Origin of the sequence: Hymenobacter puniceus (genome assembly GCF_014333525.1) — a bacterium.
In the GTDB taxonomy this organism is placed as follows: Bacteria; Bacteroidota; Bacteroidia; order Cytophagales; family Hymenobacteraceae; genus Hymenobacter.
Map to the genome: position 1 here is coordinate 308,002 of NZ_JACSCX010000004.1, position 14,171 is coordinate 322,172.

Annotated in this window: 14 protein-coding genes; 6 read left to right on the forward strand and 8 right to left on the reverse strand. The window is 61.2% G+C overall.

The features are described from left to right. Positions 1-142: 142 nt before the first annotated feature. Positions 143-958 carry a class I SAM-dependent methyltransferase gene (locus H8B14_RS13575; RefSeq protein ID WP_187316179.1) on the forward strand — a complete coding sequence of 272 codons (816 nt, stop codon included), beginning with the start codon at positions 143-145 and terminating at the stop codon, positions 956-958. Positions 959-1,039: 81 nt separating this feature from the next. Here the strand turns inward: H8B14_RS13575 and H8B14_RS13580 are convergent, their stop codons facing one another. From H8B14_RS13580 to H8B14_RS13605, 6 genes are all read right to left on the reverse strand, one after another. Then, entirely contained in the window at positions 1,040-2,275 is a 1,236-nt protein-coding gene (locus H8B14_RS13580) for a PP2C family protein-serine/threonine phosphatase (protein WP_187316180.1), read from the reverse strand. A 116-nt stretch (positions 2,276-2,391) separates the two neighbouring features. Next, positions 2,392-3,579, reverse strand: coding sequence for an ABC transporter permease (locus H8B14_RS13585; protein ID WP_315984829.1), 1,188 nt, complete (start codon positions 3,577-3,579; stop codon positions 2,392-2,394). Between the two features lie 2 nt (positions 3,580-3,581). Next, positions 3,582-3,839, reverse strand: a complete 258-nt coding sequence (locus tag H8B14_RS13590) for a hypothetical protein (protein ID WP_187316181.1) — start codon at positions 3,837-3,839, stop codon at positions 3,582-3,584. A 64-nt stretch (positions 3,840-3,903) separates the two neighbouring features. After that, positions 3,904-4,434 carry a c-type cytochrome gene (locus H8B14_RS13595; protein ID WP_261990017.1) on the reverse strand — a complete coding sequence of 177 codons (531 nt, stop codon included), beginning with the start codon at positions 4,432-4,434 and terminating at the stop codon, positions 3,904-3,906. A 135-nt stretch (positions 4,435-4,569) separates the two neighbouring features. Continuing rightward, positions 4,570-5,754, reverse strand: coding sequence for a glycosyltransferase (locus tag H8B14_RS13600; RefSeq protein ID WP_187316182.1), 1,185 nt, complete (start codon positions 5,752-5,754; stop codon positions 4,570-4,572). Beyond that, positions 5,751-6,812 carry a lysylphosphatidylglycerol synthase domain-containing protein gene (locus H8B14_RS13605; RefSeq protein ID WP_187316183.1) on the reverse strand — a complete coding sequence of 354 codons (1,062 nt, stop codon included), beginning with the start codon at positions 6,810-6,812 and terminating at the stop codon, positions 5,751-5,753. The genes H8B14_RS13600 and H8B14_RS13605 overlap by 4 nt, the downstream gene beginning before the upstream one ends. Positions 6,813-6,908: 96 nt before the next feature. Between H8B14_RS13605 and ruvC the strand changes: the two genes are divergently transcribed. Both ruvC and H8B14_RS13615 read left to right on the forward strand, forming a co-directional pair. Next, entirely contained in the window at positions 6,909-7,538 is a 630-nt protein-coding gene (gene ruvC / locus H8B14_RS13610; protein ID WP_187316184.1) for a crossover junction endodeoxyribonuclease RuvC, read from the forward strand. A gap of 744 nt (positions 7,539-8,282) precedes the next feature. Continuing rightward, positions 8,283-8,501: a KTSC domain-containing protein gene (locus H8B14_RS13615; protein WP_187316185.1), complete on the forward strand. Its 219-nt coding sequence runs from the start codon at positions 8,283-8,285 to the stop codon at positions 8,499-8,501. An 11-nt stretch (positions 8,502-8,512) separates the two neighbouring features. Here H8B14_RS13615 and H8B14_RS13620 read toward each other — a convergent pair whose 3' ends face one another. Together H8B14_RS13620 and H8B14_RS13625 are read right to left on the reverse strand one after the other, a co-directional pair. Further along, positions 8,513-9,586 carry a tetratricopeptide repeat protein gene (locus tag H8B14_RS13620; RefSeq protein WP_187316186.1) on the reverse strand — a complete coding sequence of 358 codons (1,074 nt, stop codon included), beginning with the start codon at positions 9,584-9,586 and terminating at the stop codon, positions 8,513-8,515. Between the two features lie 65 nt (positions 9,587-9,651). Further along, positions 9,652-10,443: a PhzF family phenazine biosynthesis protein gene (locus H8B14_RS13625; RefSeq protein WP_187316187.1), complete on the reverse strand. Its 792-nt coding sequence runs from the start codon at positions 10,441-10,443 to the stop codon at positions 9,652-9,654. Between the two features lie 249 nt (positions 10,444-10,692). On the opposite strand from H8B14_RS13625, the gene H8B14_RS13630 reads away from it, so the two are divergent. The 3 genes from H8B14_RS13630 to H8B14_RS13640 all read left to right on the forward strand — a co-directional run bounded on the left by H8B14_RS13630 (position 10,693) and on the right by H8B14_RS13640 (position 14,055). After that, a complete protein-coding gene (locus tag H8B14_RS13630; RefSeq protein ID WP_187316188.1) occupies positions 10,693-11,241 on the forward strand; it encodes an RNA polymerase sigma factor in 549 nt (182 codons plus the stop codon). After that, a complete protein-coding gene (locus tag H8B14_RS13635; protein ID WP_187316189.1) occupies positions 11,238-13,007 on the forward strand; it encodes an outer membrane beta-barrel protein in 1,770 nt (589 codons plus the stop codon). The genes H8B14_RS13630 and H8B14_RS13635 overlap by 4 nt, the downstream gene beginning before the upstream one ends. A 70-nt stretch (positions 13,008-13,077) precedes the next feature. Further along, positions 13,078-14,055, forward strand: a complete 978-nt coding sequence (locus H8B14_RS13640; RefSeq protein ID WP_187316190.1) for a hypothetical protein — start codon at positions 13,078-13,080, stop codon at positions 14,053-14,055. Positions 14,056-14,171: the final 116 nt, after the last annotated feature.

Here is a 14,171-nt window from a genome sequence, read left to right on the forward strand (position 1 = left end):
AACGACCTGACAACTGACAACCAGCAACTGACAATTCCCCGCCAACATCTATCAACCCACTACTAACAACTAATATCTCTAGCCTGTACCTTCGCCAAAGGCAGCAGTGCCCGCACCTATTTCCCTTCTTTTGCCACTGACGATGACGGTTAACGAATTCTTTGAGCTGTTTCTGGATGAATTACGCAGCAATCAGCACCTGACCAGCTACTATAAGTTTCTAGAAAATCCGGCCAGCTTCGAGTTCCGCAAGTCCTACGTCACGCAGCGTCTGCACTACATCCTCGACCACCTGCCCAACCCGGAGGCTGCGATCTGGGACTGCGGCTGCGGCTACGGCACCACCGCTATATTCCTGGCCCTCAACGGCTACAAGGTGCACGGCACTACGCTGGAGTTCTACTTCAAGCATATTCCGGAGCGCCTGCAATACTGGTCGCAGTTCGGCGACGTATCGGGCTTTACCTACAGCTACGAAAACCTGTTCGACTCGCCCCCGGCGCCGGCCAGCTACGACCACGTCATCATTCAGGACACGCTGCACCACCTGGAGCCGCTGCAGGATGCGCTGCGCATCTTCCACTCAGCCCTGAAGCCGGAAGGCAACCTCATTATCGTGGAGGAAAACGGCGGCAATGTGGTGCAGAACCTGAAGCTGTATTTGCGCCGCGGCAACAAGCGCATCATTGAAATCTACGACGAGCAGCTGCAGAAGAACATCCTGCTCGGCAACGAAAACATCCGTGACCTGGCCACCTGGCGCCGTGAGCTGGCCAAGCAGCACCTGCACATCTACCCCGCCGACGTGCAGTACATCCGGCTGTTTCCGCCGTTCATGTTCAAAAACGGCAACTCCCAACAGGTAATGGCCCGCGAAAGCCGCCTCTGGCGCAGCAACTCGCTGCTCAAGGAAAAGCTGTTTTTCGGCCTCAATTTCGTGGCTGGGAAAGCTAAATAAGGCCCCACAGGCGGTCATGCAGAGGCGCAGCCGAAGCGTCTCGCTAGTGTGGTAAATATACTACATGACCGCCTTACTTGCCTACTTGAACCGGCAGCTCAGGATTGTGACGTCATCGGCGAACTGGCTGCCGTTGACGTTGTAGGCTTTGATGGAAGCCAGCAGCTCTTCGTGCAGGCGCTTGAGCGGCAAATAGCGGTTGCGGGCCAGCAGCGTCAGAATGCCTTCTTCGCCGAATTCTTCTTGGTTGGCGTCGAACACTTCGGTCAGGCCATCGGTGTAGTTGAGCAACAGGGCACGACCTGGAATGTGCACCTCTCCCACTTTCAGGCCCGGCAGCTCATCCATCACGCCCAGCATAATGGTGCCTTCGCGCAGGCGCTCCACTTGCCCCGAGTCGGATATCAGCAGGGGGTCGTTGTGGCCGGCATTCACGTAGCGCAGCACGCGGGTGGTGCGGTCATACACCCCAAAAAACACGGTGATGAACTTGTCGCCGCCGGCGTTGCGGAAAATCAGGTTGTTGAGTTCCTGCGCTACCATGGCAATATCTACCTGCTGGCGCAGCAGCGTGCGCAGCCCGGCCTGGAAGTTGGACATCAGCAGCGAAGCCGCCACACCCTTGCCCGACACGTCGGCCACGCAGAACAGAAAGCGGTTGGCATCGATGTCCACCACATCGTAGTAGTCGCCGCCAACGGCCGTGTGCGGCACGTAGGAAGCGGCCACAGCCACATGGGCGTCGTTGGGCAGCTTGCGCGGAAACAGCATGGTCTGCACCTCCTGCGCAATTTCAATTTCCTTGCGCATGGCGGCGGCCGCAATCCGCTGCCGGCCCAGACGGCGGTTGTCGATGGCGCCGAGCAGAATGTTGCTGAGCGTTTCCAGAAACTTAGCCGCCTCACCGCTGGCGTAGTCTTCGTGCACGTTGCCGATGAACACATAGGCCACCACCTCGTCGTTGCGCACCACCGGAATCACAGCTTCCAGCATGCTCCACTCGGGACCCAGGGCCATGCCAGCCAGCGCGGCCGGCTGACCGCCAGTACCCAGCAGCACCGATTCGGGCAGCGCAATGCGCCGGAAATCGGGCAGCATGGCTCCAAACGATACCACGCATTGCCACTGGCCTTCTTCCTTTACGTAAAGCACCAGCCGCCGGATATTGAGCTGGCCGAGCAGCGTGAACTGGAAGATTTTGTAGAGCGCGCCCTCGCTATGGTCCTGGTTGATGGCCTGCGTGATTTCCAGCAGGGCCCCCAGCTCCCGGTCTTTCAGGAAGAGGCGCTTTTCAGGCGTAAGCGTAGAGTTGGGCATGGACTGATATGCTGATTATTGATGTGCTGATTACCGATTTTTACTGGCTGTTCTACCTATTTCGCTAGCTGTCCGATGGGCGTCAATTTCACATCAACACATCATTCATCAGCACATTAGCTCAGCGGCGTTTTAGGATCGTAGGCGTCGCGCAGGCCGTTGCCGAGCAGGTTGAAGCTGAGCACCAGCAGGCTGATGGCCAAGCCGGGCAGTAGCGTCAGCCAGAGGCCGGCTTCGGTGCCCAGCAGCTGGAAGCCTTCGTTCACCATCAGGCCCCACGATGGCGCCGGTGGCTGCACTCCCAAACCCAGGAAGCTCAGGCCAGCTTCGAGCAGAATGGCCGCCGCGAAATTACTAGTTGCAATGACAATGAGTGGCCCGGTCATGTTGGGCAGCAGGTGCCGGATGATGAGGCGGCTTTGCGGCAAGCCCAGCACGCGGCCGGCCTCCACAAAGGTTTTTTCGCGCAGGCTCAGCATCTGGCCGCGCACCACGCGGGCCACGTCCACCCACATGGTCAGGCCCACGGCCACGAACGAAGTCCAGACGCCCTTGCTATCGAGGGCCAGCGAAATGGCAATGACCAGCATGATACCCGGAATGCTCCACACCACGGTCATCACGCCCAGCAGCAGCGAGTCCAGCCACCCACCCACGTAGCCGGCCACGGCGCCCACGGCCATGCCCAGCACCACCGAAATCAATACGGCCACCAGCCCGATACCCAGGCTCACACGGGTACCCAGCAGCAGCCGGCTCAGCTCGTCGCGGCCCGATTTGTCGGTTCCCAGCCAGTAAGTGCGTTGCATCATGCGTTCCTGCGCCACGATTTGCTGCAGTTCATCTGTAGTACCGGCGCGGCCTGCCACCTCGGCCAGCGAATAGCGCCGGGCCTTATCAGCCAGGGCCGAATGGTTTTTATACGGTTCGATGAATACCGAGTCTCCCTGGAAACGGTAGCTGCCGATGGGCACCTCCTGGTAGCGCGGGGCGCGGCCGTAGGCCCAGGTCCGGAAGATGTTGTCGGCGGCAGAGCGGATAGAATCCCGGATGGGCAGGCGCAACACCGTGGCCTGGAAGCCGGGCGCTTCTTTCTGCAGCTGCACCAGACTGTTATTGGCATTAGGCGAGTTGTCGGGTAGCACCCAATACCCTAGCAGCGCAATGAGGGCGCAAAGCACAATAAAGCTCAGCCCGGCCATGGCGGGCCGGTTGCCCAGCAGCCGCTGGCGCACATAGTAGCCCGGCGAGCGGGCAGCGGCCGTAGCCGCCACAGATGGCGTAGTGAGCGTAGAGCCGGCCACGGCTAACGGGTGTTGTGCTGCAGCAGGCCTTCCTTGGAAGCCAGAAACAGGCAATCCTGGCTGAGCGCCCCGAACGAGCTTTCCTCATAGGCCAGTTCGGTATCAGGGTCGGGCCAGTAGCTGCGGATGAGGCCCTGTTCAAGCAAAACGCGCAAGTGCTGGGTCAGCTCGGCGGCCGGTAACCCGGTTTTCTGGAGCAGCGTGGCGAACGGCGTGACAAAGTATAGCTCGTCGAGAATTTCGAATTCGGGGTCAGTCACGGAGGAGAATTATCTGTGGGAAGGGCAAATGTAGCTGAGCGGGGCGGCTTTTCGGCGGCTTTTATCAATCAGCCATTACCAGGCCTGGGCCATTGGTTCCGGAAAAAGCATCCTGCGAACGAACGTAAAGCAGGATCTGCCGGATTTCGTCGTCGCTGAGCTGGAAGCTGGGCATCTGCTGCTTCTGGTACTGGTTGAAAATCTTCACGGCGTACTCGTCGCCGCTGGCTACTACTTTGCTGGAGTTTTTGACCCACGGAATCAGCCAGCTTTCGGGGCGGCGTTTGGCGATACCCGCCAGGGCTGGACCAACTACCACGTCGTTGATTGCGTGGCACTGCGCGCAATTACCTTTAAACAGGGCATCACCGGCCGCAACGTCCGCTGGATTGGTGCCGGGTGGCAGCGGTACGGGGGCCGTAGTTTGTGTGGACTCTGTACCAGTTCTTGGGCCCTCGCAGTAGGAGAGGCTATCTTCTTGAACTTGCGGCTCCTCATGCAACAACCCCGTCATGCTCAACAGAAACACCCCAATCGTGACAACGAGCAGCGCCAGGGCCGCCGGAAACACCAGCTCCAACCAGTTTCGGTTCATCGGATAACGAGAGTAGAATACGTAATCGCCGCTCAGTCACTGCTAAATCCGGCCTGCGCGGCGAAGGCGGCACACCATTGGCCGCCCTGTTGAAGTACGCTCCCGGCGGCCACAAACCCAACCTAATTCCGGCCTTTATTTCACCGGCCGGCCTTTCCAGACGTAGCCGCCGCACAGGCCGGCCAGCCCCACCAGCAGCGCGTACGGCGCGTAGAGCAGCTGCAGCACCGGCACCCAGCGTAGCCAGCGCCGCCGCCCCAGAAACTGCAGTACCGGCGCCAGAAACCAATAGTCGGCGCCCAGCTTGAGCGCCCAGGCGGCGGCCACCCAAGGCGCCAGCGCCGGTTGCCAGCACAGCGCCAACAGCCCAGCCGCCAGCGCCACGTTGGCCAGCAGCACCAGCACCGCCAGCTGCTGCGACGGCGCGTGCCGGTAGTGCCGCCACTTGCTGGCCCAGCGCACCCGCTGCTGCAGCAGCGCCGCCAGCGTGGCCGGCCCGGTGGTGCGCACAATGGCGGCGGGGTGCTTCAGGAACCGGATGCTGCCCGGAAAGGCGGCGTGGAGCTTGTGCAGCAGAAATTCGTCGTCGCCGCTGGGCAGGTGCTCGTTGCCGGCGAAGCCCTGCACGGCCGCAAAGGCGTCGCGGCGATAGGCCAGGTTGGCGCCGTTGCACATGGTGGGCGTGCCGGCCGCAATGCCAGCCGCGCCCGTGCCCACCAGCCCGGCAAACTCCAGCCCCGACAGCTGCTGCAGCCACGTAGCGCCCCCCGTAAGCAGCACCGGCCCACTCACGAAACGCACTTCCGAGCCAGCCTCAGCCAGCAAAGCCGCGTAGCCAAGGAGCCAGTCGGGGCCGATACGGCAGTCGGCATCGGTGCACACCACCCACGGGGCACGCGCCTGCGCCAGCGCCACCTGAATGGCCGCTTTCTTCCCGACTCCGGCCCCAGGAACGGCAGCCAGTTGGATAAGGCGGAGCGCGTAGGGCGCGGCACAGTCGGCTACTACGGCCGCCGTGTCGTCGGTGGAATGGTCATCCACTATCAGCACCTCGAAACAAGCAGCCGGCATAGTTTGCCGGGCCAGATCGTGCAATAAGCGTGGCAGGTTGGCAGCTTCGTTGCGGGCGGCAATCAGCACTGAGAAGCGCGGCTGCTTCGTTGCCGCACCAAGCAAAACGACTGGGGTGGGCAGCTGATCGGATTTCTCTGGTTCTAGGTTTACTGTCGCCATTCGCTGCCAGGCTAAGCGGAAACGCAGCATCTGCAGCACGTAGAGCAGCGGCGCAGCTAGCAATAGAAGCCCGAGAAGTGTACTCATGCGGCGGGCGGCATAGAAGCGGAATCGGCTTTGCGACGTTTGCGCAGCACTTTCAGGCGCAGCACAAACAGCAGCCCGGTGGCGCTGGGTAAGGCAATGTTGAGAATCCAGAGGCTGAGGCTGGCACTGAGCACCGGCAAGGCCGGCTCGCCGAGCAGCCCGAACAGATGCGTGGCCGACAGCTCGCGCACACCCACATCGGCCAGCGCATTGAGCGAGGGCACCAAGGACTTCAGCAGAAACGTACTCGCCACGGCCGCCGCCCCGGGCCCCAACGCGGCCTGTGCCCCGTAGGCTTTCAGCAGCAACCCAAACTGCGCGCAGAACACCGCATACCGCAGCCCCGACAACGCCAGAATGCTGTGGATGGCGGGCGCCCGGTACGTGGGCATCACGGCCAGAAACCGCCGAAACCGCCGAAGCGGCCGGATGGCCATGAGCACCGCCAGCAGCAGCCGGGAGCGGTAGAGCGGCAGCAGCACGGCCGCATTCAGCAGCACCGCCGCCACCACTGCGCCCAGCCCACTGGCCGGGTAGCCGCGCAAATAAAACGTCAGCAGAAAGTAAAGCAAACCCGCCGAACCAGCCAGCACCGTAACGACCAGCTGCGCGTAGCGGCCCAGAAATACTGCCCCCAGCGCGTCGAGGCGGCGGCTTTTGAGTTCGATGATGCGGCCGGCGTAGTCGCCGACGCGGTTGGGCGTGACGAAACCCAGCGTAAGCCCCACCAGCACCGCCCGGAAGCTGCGCCCATACGATACCGGCTCCAGGTGCCGGGCCAGGCGCCACCATTTCCAAGCCTCCACGCCCCAGTTTACGGGCACCAGCACCAGCGCCAGCAGCACTGGCCCGCGCCCGGCCCCGGTGAAAGTGGCCGCCAGTAGCCCGCGCCACGCCGCCGCCGTAGCCCCATCGGCGAAAACGGAGTGGTACAGCAACCCCAGCGTGAGGGCCGTGATAAGCAGCTTGCCCGCCACCACCAGCCCCTGGCCCCAGCGCGGGGCAGTTGCCGGCTTTTTTTCCGGCTTTTGGGCGTAGTTTTGTAGATGCTGGGACAAGAAGAGAAGGCGCTTTCGGTTGAAAGCAGCAAGTTACCGACGAAAATCAACGCCAGCCTTTCTTCTTCCTGATTCTCTGCCCTGTTTGCCCCGCCCATGATTCTGCCCCTCGCTCCTACCGACCTGCTGCCCAAGATTATCATGGGCGTCGACCCCGGCACCAACCTCATGGGCTACGCAGTGATTGAGGTGCAGGGCCAGCGGGTGCGCATGCTGGAGTACGACGTGATTGACATGCGCAAGCTGGGCACCAACCACGCCCTCAAGCTCAAGCGCATCTTTGAGCGCATGACCGAACTCATCGACGAGCATCTGCCCGACGAGTTGGCCATCGAAGCGCCGTTTTTTGGGGTGAACGTGCAGAGCATGCTCAAGCTGGGCAGGGCGCAGGGCGTGGCCATTGCCGCCTGCCTGGCCCGCCAGATTCCGTACGTGGAATATGCGCCTACCAAGGTAAAACAAGCCGTAACCGGCTCCGGGAACGCCAGCAAAGAGCAGGTGGCCCACATGCTCCGCCAGACTCTGAAGCTCCCCCCCATCGAAGAAGCCCCCAAGTTCCTGGACGCCACCGACGCGTTGGCCGTGGCCATGTGCCATCACTACCAGAAGGGCAACAACGTGAAGGCCGGCAACAAAAGCTGGGGCAAATTCCTGGCTGACAACCCCGATAAGATGGCGGCCACCACGACTATCAAGAAGCCGGTTCGCAAGAAGCCCGCGGCGTAAGGAGCGTTAGTTAGCGTAATTCAACTTTTAGGATAACGTGATACCCGATCCTTAGTCGTCTAGTCCCGAGTAATACATCAATGTGAAGAGGTTTTTTTTGTTAAATACGCCCTGATACTGTCTGCGTATTGCTCATCCAACACATCCTTGTGTTCCGCTAGGGCTCTATCCAAAGCGCGCCTGCGCAACTCCCAATTTTGTGCCTCCAGTGGGAAGATGCCTTTGTGCCCCCTGATAAAGTATTGTGCTGTGGAGTGCGACGACGACGGATTTTCAATTTTCATCAACCCGTAGCCACCTGTGGTAATCACTTGAACGAGGCAACAATCGTAAATATTGATGGGGTGGCCTGGCCCCATGTCCTTCCGCAACGTGGCCTTGAGTTTCCTGATATCTGATGCACGCAAATGCAGTTCCGCCATCGAAGTACACCTAGCCGGTAATTTGAGGCGGGCGGGAGGGCGACAGGTCACAAGGCTACTCGCAGCAACCACAACCACGAGAAGCACCTTAAAAACTTTGCGAGAGTGACAGGGCATGTATAAGTTCATTGGACTCCTGTTACTGATAGCGTCGTTATAATGATAATGGACGGGATATTCATACCACAGAGAGGCATGAGCTTTTAAAGCCCTTGCTCGTTCGCAGAATAGTTCAAGAACTAATGACAGTTTTTCTGTTACGCTGTTTCATACATAGATTCAGACATCTTCTATATTTCACAAAATACCATATACCTAACCTATGCAGCGCCGCCCTGTCCGTTCTACATCCCTGAAAGCCGTGGGCTACGAAGCTGCCACGCAGACGCTGAAAATTGAGTACCGCCACGGCGGGCTGGTGCGCTACACCGGCGTGCCGGCCGCCATTCACGCGGCGCTGCTGCAGCTGCCCAACAAGGCGCTGTTCGTGGAACAGGTAATAGAACGCAACGACTACGGACGCGAGCAGTTGCGCGGGTAGCGGCCCCGCGCCTATTTCGGCCACTGATATGCTCCCGCCCAGCCGCGGAACTCCTCCACGGTGGCCGTATGATTGGCCAGCCACTGCTGCACTTCGGGTGTGCGGCCCGCGCGCGACTCTTGAATGGTGTACGCCAATGCCGGCACGTAGCCCTGTTTTTTCATTTCCACAAAGTAGGGCACCATATACTGCCAGGTAAAGCCATTCTGCTTCGCGGATTGCTGTTCGTCCATAACGCTGATCAGCGACTCCAGCTTGCGGATGAGCTGCTCGGTGGGCGTTTTGTCTTTGTTCTCCTCACTGAAATCCAGCGCGCCGCTCATGCTCAGCAGCATATCGGCCGGCCCGAAGTTGTCGGCCCGGCCCTTCTTGCCGGCATCTTTCACGGTTTGCGGGGCCAGGCTGATGGTAACGGCCTTTTCGCCGGTTTTATCTACGCCCTGGCCTACTAGCTTATCGAAGCGTGCCAATACGGCCTCGGCACGGGGGCCGGTGGGCTCTACCTGCAGCAGGCGCAGCATGGCCAGCAGCGCCGGCACCCGGTTGCCTTGCTGCTGCTGCAACAGGCCCAGTGCATTGAGGGAACTGGCGTGCTCCGGCCGGCACCGCACCGATTGCTGCATATTGGCAATGGCCTCGGCGGGCTGCTGCAGCGACGTGGCTTGCGTGACGCCCAGGTTGAAGTAGAGCGGCCCTTCGTTGGGGTAGCGCTTCAGCCCTTCCTGGTAGATTTTGGCCGCTTCCTTCGGTTTTTTAGTGCCGTCGAGGGCATTGCCATAGGTGCTATAGAACCCTGCGCTGGGGTTGGAATCCTGCTTCAGGATTTGCTTGCACAGCTCTACGGCTTCCTCGTTGCGGTCCAGGGCATTGTAGGTCAGGGCCAGCTCGTAGCGGGCGGTGGCGTTGGCCGGGTCTTGCTTCAGCGCTTCTTTATAGCGCAGCACGGCTTCGTCGTACTTGCCCTGGTCGTGGAGCGCCACGCCTTGCTTCACCAGATCCTGGCTGGTGACAGTCTGGGCTGATGCGCATTGAATGGAGAGGCTGAGTGTCAAAGCCAGCGCTATACCGGCATATCGGTTGAACATATTGCAAGAATTATATCAAGGGAAAGTATCGACTTCAAAAATAGAACTGGCGGATAAAGGAACCGTTATACCTCAATTTCGCCCCGCAGATACGTGACGGCATAGCCGCTCATGAGCACCCGCTCGCCGCGCAGCTCACACCACAGGTCGCCGCTGCGGGCCGATACCTGACGGGCGTGCAGGTGCAGCTTACCGAGGCGCTCGGCCCAGTAGGGTACCAGCGTGGTGTGAGCCGAACCGGTTACCGGGTCTTCGGGCACGCCCACCCGCGGACCGAAAAAGCGCGACACAAAATCTACACCCCCGGAGCCGGGCGCGGTGGCAATGACGGCGCGGTATTCCACTTTCATCAGGTGGGCCATGTCGGGCTTTAAGGCACGCACCTCGGCTTCGGTGGCAAACACACACACCAGGTCGGGGCCAGCCAATAGCTGCAGCGGGGTAGCGCGGAGGCCATCGAGCAGGCCGTCGGGGTGTTGCTGAATGGGGTGCGGCGGCCGAGCCGGGAAGTCGAGAGTGAGCATACCGGCCTCGGCCTGGCTCACGCGCAGCGGGCCGCTTTTCGAGTGAAACACGATTTCGGCGCCCGCAAAACCCAGATGCCGGTACAGCACGTGCGCCGACGCCAGGGTGGCGTGGCCGCACAGCTCCACTTCCACGGCCGGCGTAAACCACCGGATTTCAAATTCGCCGCCGGTTCCGGGCACGAAGAAGGCGGTTTCGGCGAGGTTGTTTTCAGCCGCTATGGCCTGCATGGTTTCGGCGGGCAGCCAGCTTTCCAGCGGGCACACGGCGGCGGGGTTGCCAGCAAACGGCCGGTCGGAAAAGGCATCAACCTGGTAGATGGGAAGCGTCATGGGGCGAATGTAGCACATGCCGGGAAGGAAGCGGCAAGTTGTGGGCGGCCAGCGGTAAGCCACAAGCACATGTGCCCAAAGCCTGCAGCCTATAGCTTGCCACTTGTAGCCTGTAGCTTATGGCTTGTAGCGTAGGGCCTGCTGCTCTTTTTTCAGGGCCCACGCAACCCGGGCGGGCGGCGGCCGGTCATGGGGGCAGAAACCGGTTACGCTTAATGTTTATTTGCTATTCCTCCGCCATATCCGCGCATGCCGCAGCCTCTACCTGATCTACTGGCCGATTGTCGTCGTGGGAGTCCGGCAGCTCAGCGGGCGCTCTACGAGCGGCTGGCGTACCAGCTGATGGGTGTGTGCGTGCGCTATTGCCCCAGCCAAGCGGAGGCCGAGGATGCGCTTCAGCTGACGTTCATCAAAATTTTCACCCGCCTCGACCAATATCGTGAGCAGGGACCTTTCGAGGCCTGGGCCCGTCGCATTGCCGTCAATACGTCGCTCAACGCCTACCAGCAGCACCGCCAGCGGGCTCCACAGGCCACCTATGAGGAAGCGGCCAACGTGGCGCACCCCGACGGCTCGGCGCTCGACCAGCTTTCCGCCGATGAAGTAGTGGCCCTCATCAATACTCTCCCTTTAGGCTACCGCACCGTGCTCAATCTCTACGCCATCGAAGGCTACTCACACCAGGAAATCGGCGAACTGCTGGGCATTTCGGAAGGCACCAGCAAGTCTCAGCTTTCGCGGGCCCGGCGGTTGCTGGAAGAGCGTCTGCTGGCCAACAACAACTTCACCTTGTCATGACGGAGCGCGAATCAGAAGAGTTGTACGAGGAACTGCGGCGCAAGCTGGAGGGCTACGGCAGCACGCCCCCGCCCGACCTGTGGGCCGCTATTCAGCAACAGTTGCCGCCTAACGGCCCTAAACCACCCGTACCCGCCCGGCCGGTGCCGCAGCCAGCCCTGCGGCGGCGCTGGGTTTTGGCGCTGCTGCTGTTTATTGGGGTAGCCGTGGTGAGTGTGCTGGGTATCCGGTTGGCTTCCCGTCCTGAAACCGCCGCTCTGCCAGCTGTTTCGGGCACGGCGAACAGGCCGAGCCGCCCTGCCGGCGCCGCCACTATCGCGCAGCCAGCTCCAATTCCTCAGCCACCCACCCGCCCAGTGGCTTCTGCGCCAGTGGCATCAGCTTATGCAGAAACGGCAACAGCTGGCAGTACGAGAGCCGCTGCAACCACATCCGCCGCTACTGCCGCGCAACAAGTCTCTCGCGAAACGACTGGTGGTACAGCCAACAGCACTACTAATGCCACTCCACAGCCCCGCACGGCTCTTCCCAGGTTGCAGGCAGCCGAACTAGCCGGCACCATGCCAGCGGCTACCCCGCAACGGCGGCAGCGGATTTCAAGCCGCTCCGTCGGCTCACAGCCACCTGAGTATACCACCCGCCCACTGCTTGCTGCCAGCCGAAAGGACAAGGCCAAGAGCCAGCTAACAACCCGCAGCTCCGGCCACACGCCACCTGCCGCTATTGCAGATACTCCCGCTCGTTTGCAGGCCGCGACTATTCTGCCGGATTCCGGCGCTTCGCTGGCCGTGGCCGACCGGCTGGAATCTGTCGCCGCAATGCGGGGGCGGCAGCAGTTGCAGAACGCAACAGATACGACGCAGGAGCAGACGACTGCTATTGCGCGCCGCAGGCTGAAAGCTGATGTGAGTATGGCTGCCGATGGTTTTACTCACTCAAAAGCCGAACCACCGAATAGCGGAAGCAGGCGGCAGTCAGCAAAGCCACTGGCACTAGCGGCGCCGAGGAGTGGTTTGCTACCGCAGCTGCCGCGGGCAACTCAGCTGCAGCAATTCGCCGCCACGTTGCCGGCCGTGCAACCGGTGGCTGTAGTGCCGCAAGTACTTCGCCCGGCGAGCCGCTGGGCGGTAGAGCTGCTGGCGGGCCCGGCCATTAGCTACCGGCGTTTGGCAACTTCGGACTCGGCCAGCTTCAGCCAACTGGAGCGGCCAGCCCTGACTTTTGCCACCCAGCTGCAGGTGCGCTACGCCCTTACGCCCCGCCTGAGTGTGAGCGGCGGACTGGGCTACCTCACCTACGCCACCCGCCTAAACCTGCTGCTCCAGCCCCCGCGCGACACCACCAGTACGGCTCTGCAGATGGTGCAGCAGCGCGATACATACCGTTATTTCACCTTGCCGCTGCAGGCGCAGTACCAGTTGGGGGGCCAGACGCGCCTCCGCTATGGAGTGGCGGCCGGCGCCGCCGTGGAGGTTTATGCCGGCGGCCGCACCAGCGGCAATACGCCCTGCACCTGCAGCCAGCAGCAAACCTGGTCGGCTACCAACAGCCCGTACCGGCGGCTGGGCGTGAGCTTGACGGCGGGCCTGGATGTGCGCTATGCCCTCACGCCGCGCCTGCACCTGTTGGTGCAGCCTACCGGTCGCTACGCGCTGATATCCATTGTGGCCCCGGTTGGCAATACATCTTCGCCTATTCCCTCCCTCCCGGCCCGCCATCCGTTTGCGGCCGGCTTGCTCACGGGCTTTTCTTTCGACCTGCGCTAAAGCCGCCCGACTGGCCACCGGGCTGGCAGCAGCCAGGTCGTATTTTTCCACTATTCATTGTTTCTGATCTATGAACCTTCGATTATTAGGCCTTACGGCCATGGTATTGCTGCTGGGCAACTGCAAAAAAGACGCAGATCTGGTGCAAATTCCGGATTGTGACCTGTCGGTGCCTGCACCTCCTATCCAGCGCAAGCTGGCCAGATATGCCTTGCCCGAGCAGCAGTTCTATATCCGTCCGGGCCTAGACACCACGGTCCGCACAGCCAGCTCCTACCGCATCCGCATACCGGCCAACCTACGCCGAGTCTACGGGCAGCCAATGTCTGGCAGCTTGGTGCAGGTGCGGGTACGTGAGATTACTAAACGCAGTGAGATGATCTTCTCGCACGCTCCTACCATCTCAGACGGGCAGCTGCTGGAGTCGGCCGGCATGTTCAGCATCCGGCTTTCACAGGATGGGCAGCAGGTTGTGCTGGCCCCGAATGCCAGCCTTAATGTTACCACCGTGCTACCACCAGCCCTGAGCAGTACTGCTGGCATGGGTCTGTTTTCGGCCCTCAGCAGCCCTGCCGACTCTGCCCTGATCGGCTCCTGGCTTCCGTTGCAGCCAGGCAGCATCACCCCCTTTCCCGCCACAGGCACACCTACCGGGTTTCAGGTCTCGTTGAGCGCCGGGCTTTACAATGCCAATGCCAGCCGCCTAAGCTGGATCAACTGCGACCGGTTTGTGTCGGCCAGCCCGCTCACCACGGTGCAGGTGCGCGCCACCCGGCCCGGAGCCAACAGTGCCAATACCCTTGTGTATCTGGCTTTCAGCACGCTGAACTCTGCTCTCCGCCTCTACCCTGCTATTTCAACCTCCGACACCTTTCTGGCCGGCCAGGTGCCGCAGGGCTACGCCGTAACGGCAGTAGTCATGCACATGGACGGCACCCAGCTGTACTTCGGCAAGGAAAGCGCCACGGTAGCCGCCAACCAAACTTTCGCGCCCACGCTGCGGGCCGTGACGGAGGAGGAGATGGTAGCCGAAATCCGTGCTTTATAGCTTTTATCAATCCACTATAGCTACCTAGCTGGGGCTGCGACTCAGCCGTACCTATCTGATTTATCAGCATTTACTCGCCACACGTATTGTACGCCACGAGAGGCGCCGCCATAGAG

Coding starts and splice junctions, on each gene's coding strand:
- H8B14_RS13575 (WP_187316179.1), top strand. CDS start 143: ATGACGGTTAACGAATTCTTTGAGCTGTTTCTGGATGAATTACGCAGC.
- H8B14_RS13580 (WP_187316180.1), bottom strand. CDS start 2,275: ATGCCCAACTCTACGCTTACGCCTGAAAAGCGCCTCTTCCTGAAAGAC.
- H8B14_RS13595 (WP_261990017.1), bottom strand. CDS start 4,434: ATGAACCGAAACTGGTTGGAGCTGGTGTTTCCGGCGGCCCTGGCGCTG.
- H8B14_RS13600 (WP_187316182.1), bottom strand. CDS start 5,754: ATGAGTACACTTCTCGGGCTTCTATTGCTAGCTGCGCCGCTGCTCTAC.
- ruvC (WP_187316184.1), top strand. CDS start 6,909: ATGATTCTGCCCCTCGCTCCTACCGACCTGCTGCCCAAGATTATCATG.
- H8B14_RS13615 (WP_187316185.1), top strand. CDS start 8,283: ATGCAGCGCCGCCCTGTCCGTTCTACATCCCTGAAAGCCGTGGGCTAC.
- H8B14_RS13620 (WP_187316186.1), bottom strand. CDS start 9,586: ATGTTCAACCGATATGCCGGTATAGCGCTGGCTTTGACACTCAGCCTC.
- H8B14_RS13625 (WP_187316187.1), bottom strand. CDS start 10,443: ATGACGCTTCCCATCTACCAGGTTGATGCCTTTTCCGACCGGCCGTTT.
- H8B14_RS13630 (WP_187316188.1), top strand. CDS start 10,693: ATGCCGCAGCCTCTACCTGATCTACTGGCCGATTGTCGTCGTGGGAGT.
- H8B14_RS13635 (WP_187316189.1), top strand. CDS start 11,238: ATGACGGAGCGCGAATCAGAAGAGTTGTACGAGGAACTGCGGCGCAAG.
- H8B14_RS13640 (WP_187316190.1), top strand. CDS start 13,078: ATGAACCTTCGATTATTAGGCCTTACGGCCATGGTATTGCTGCTGGGC.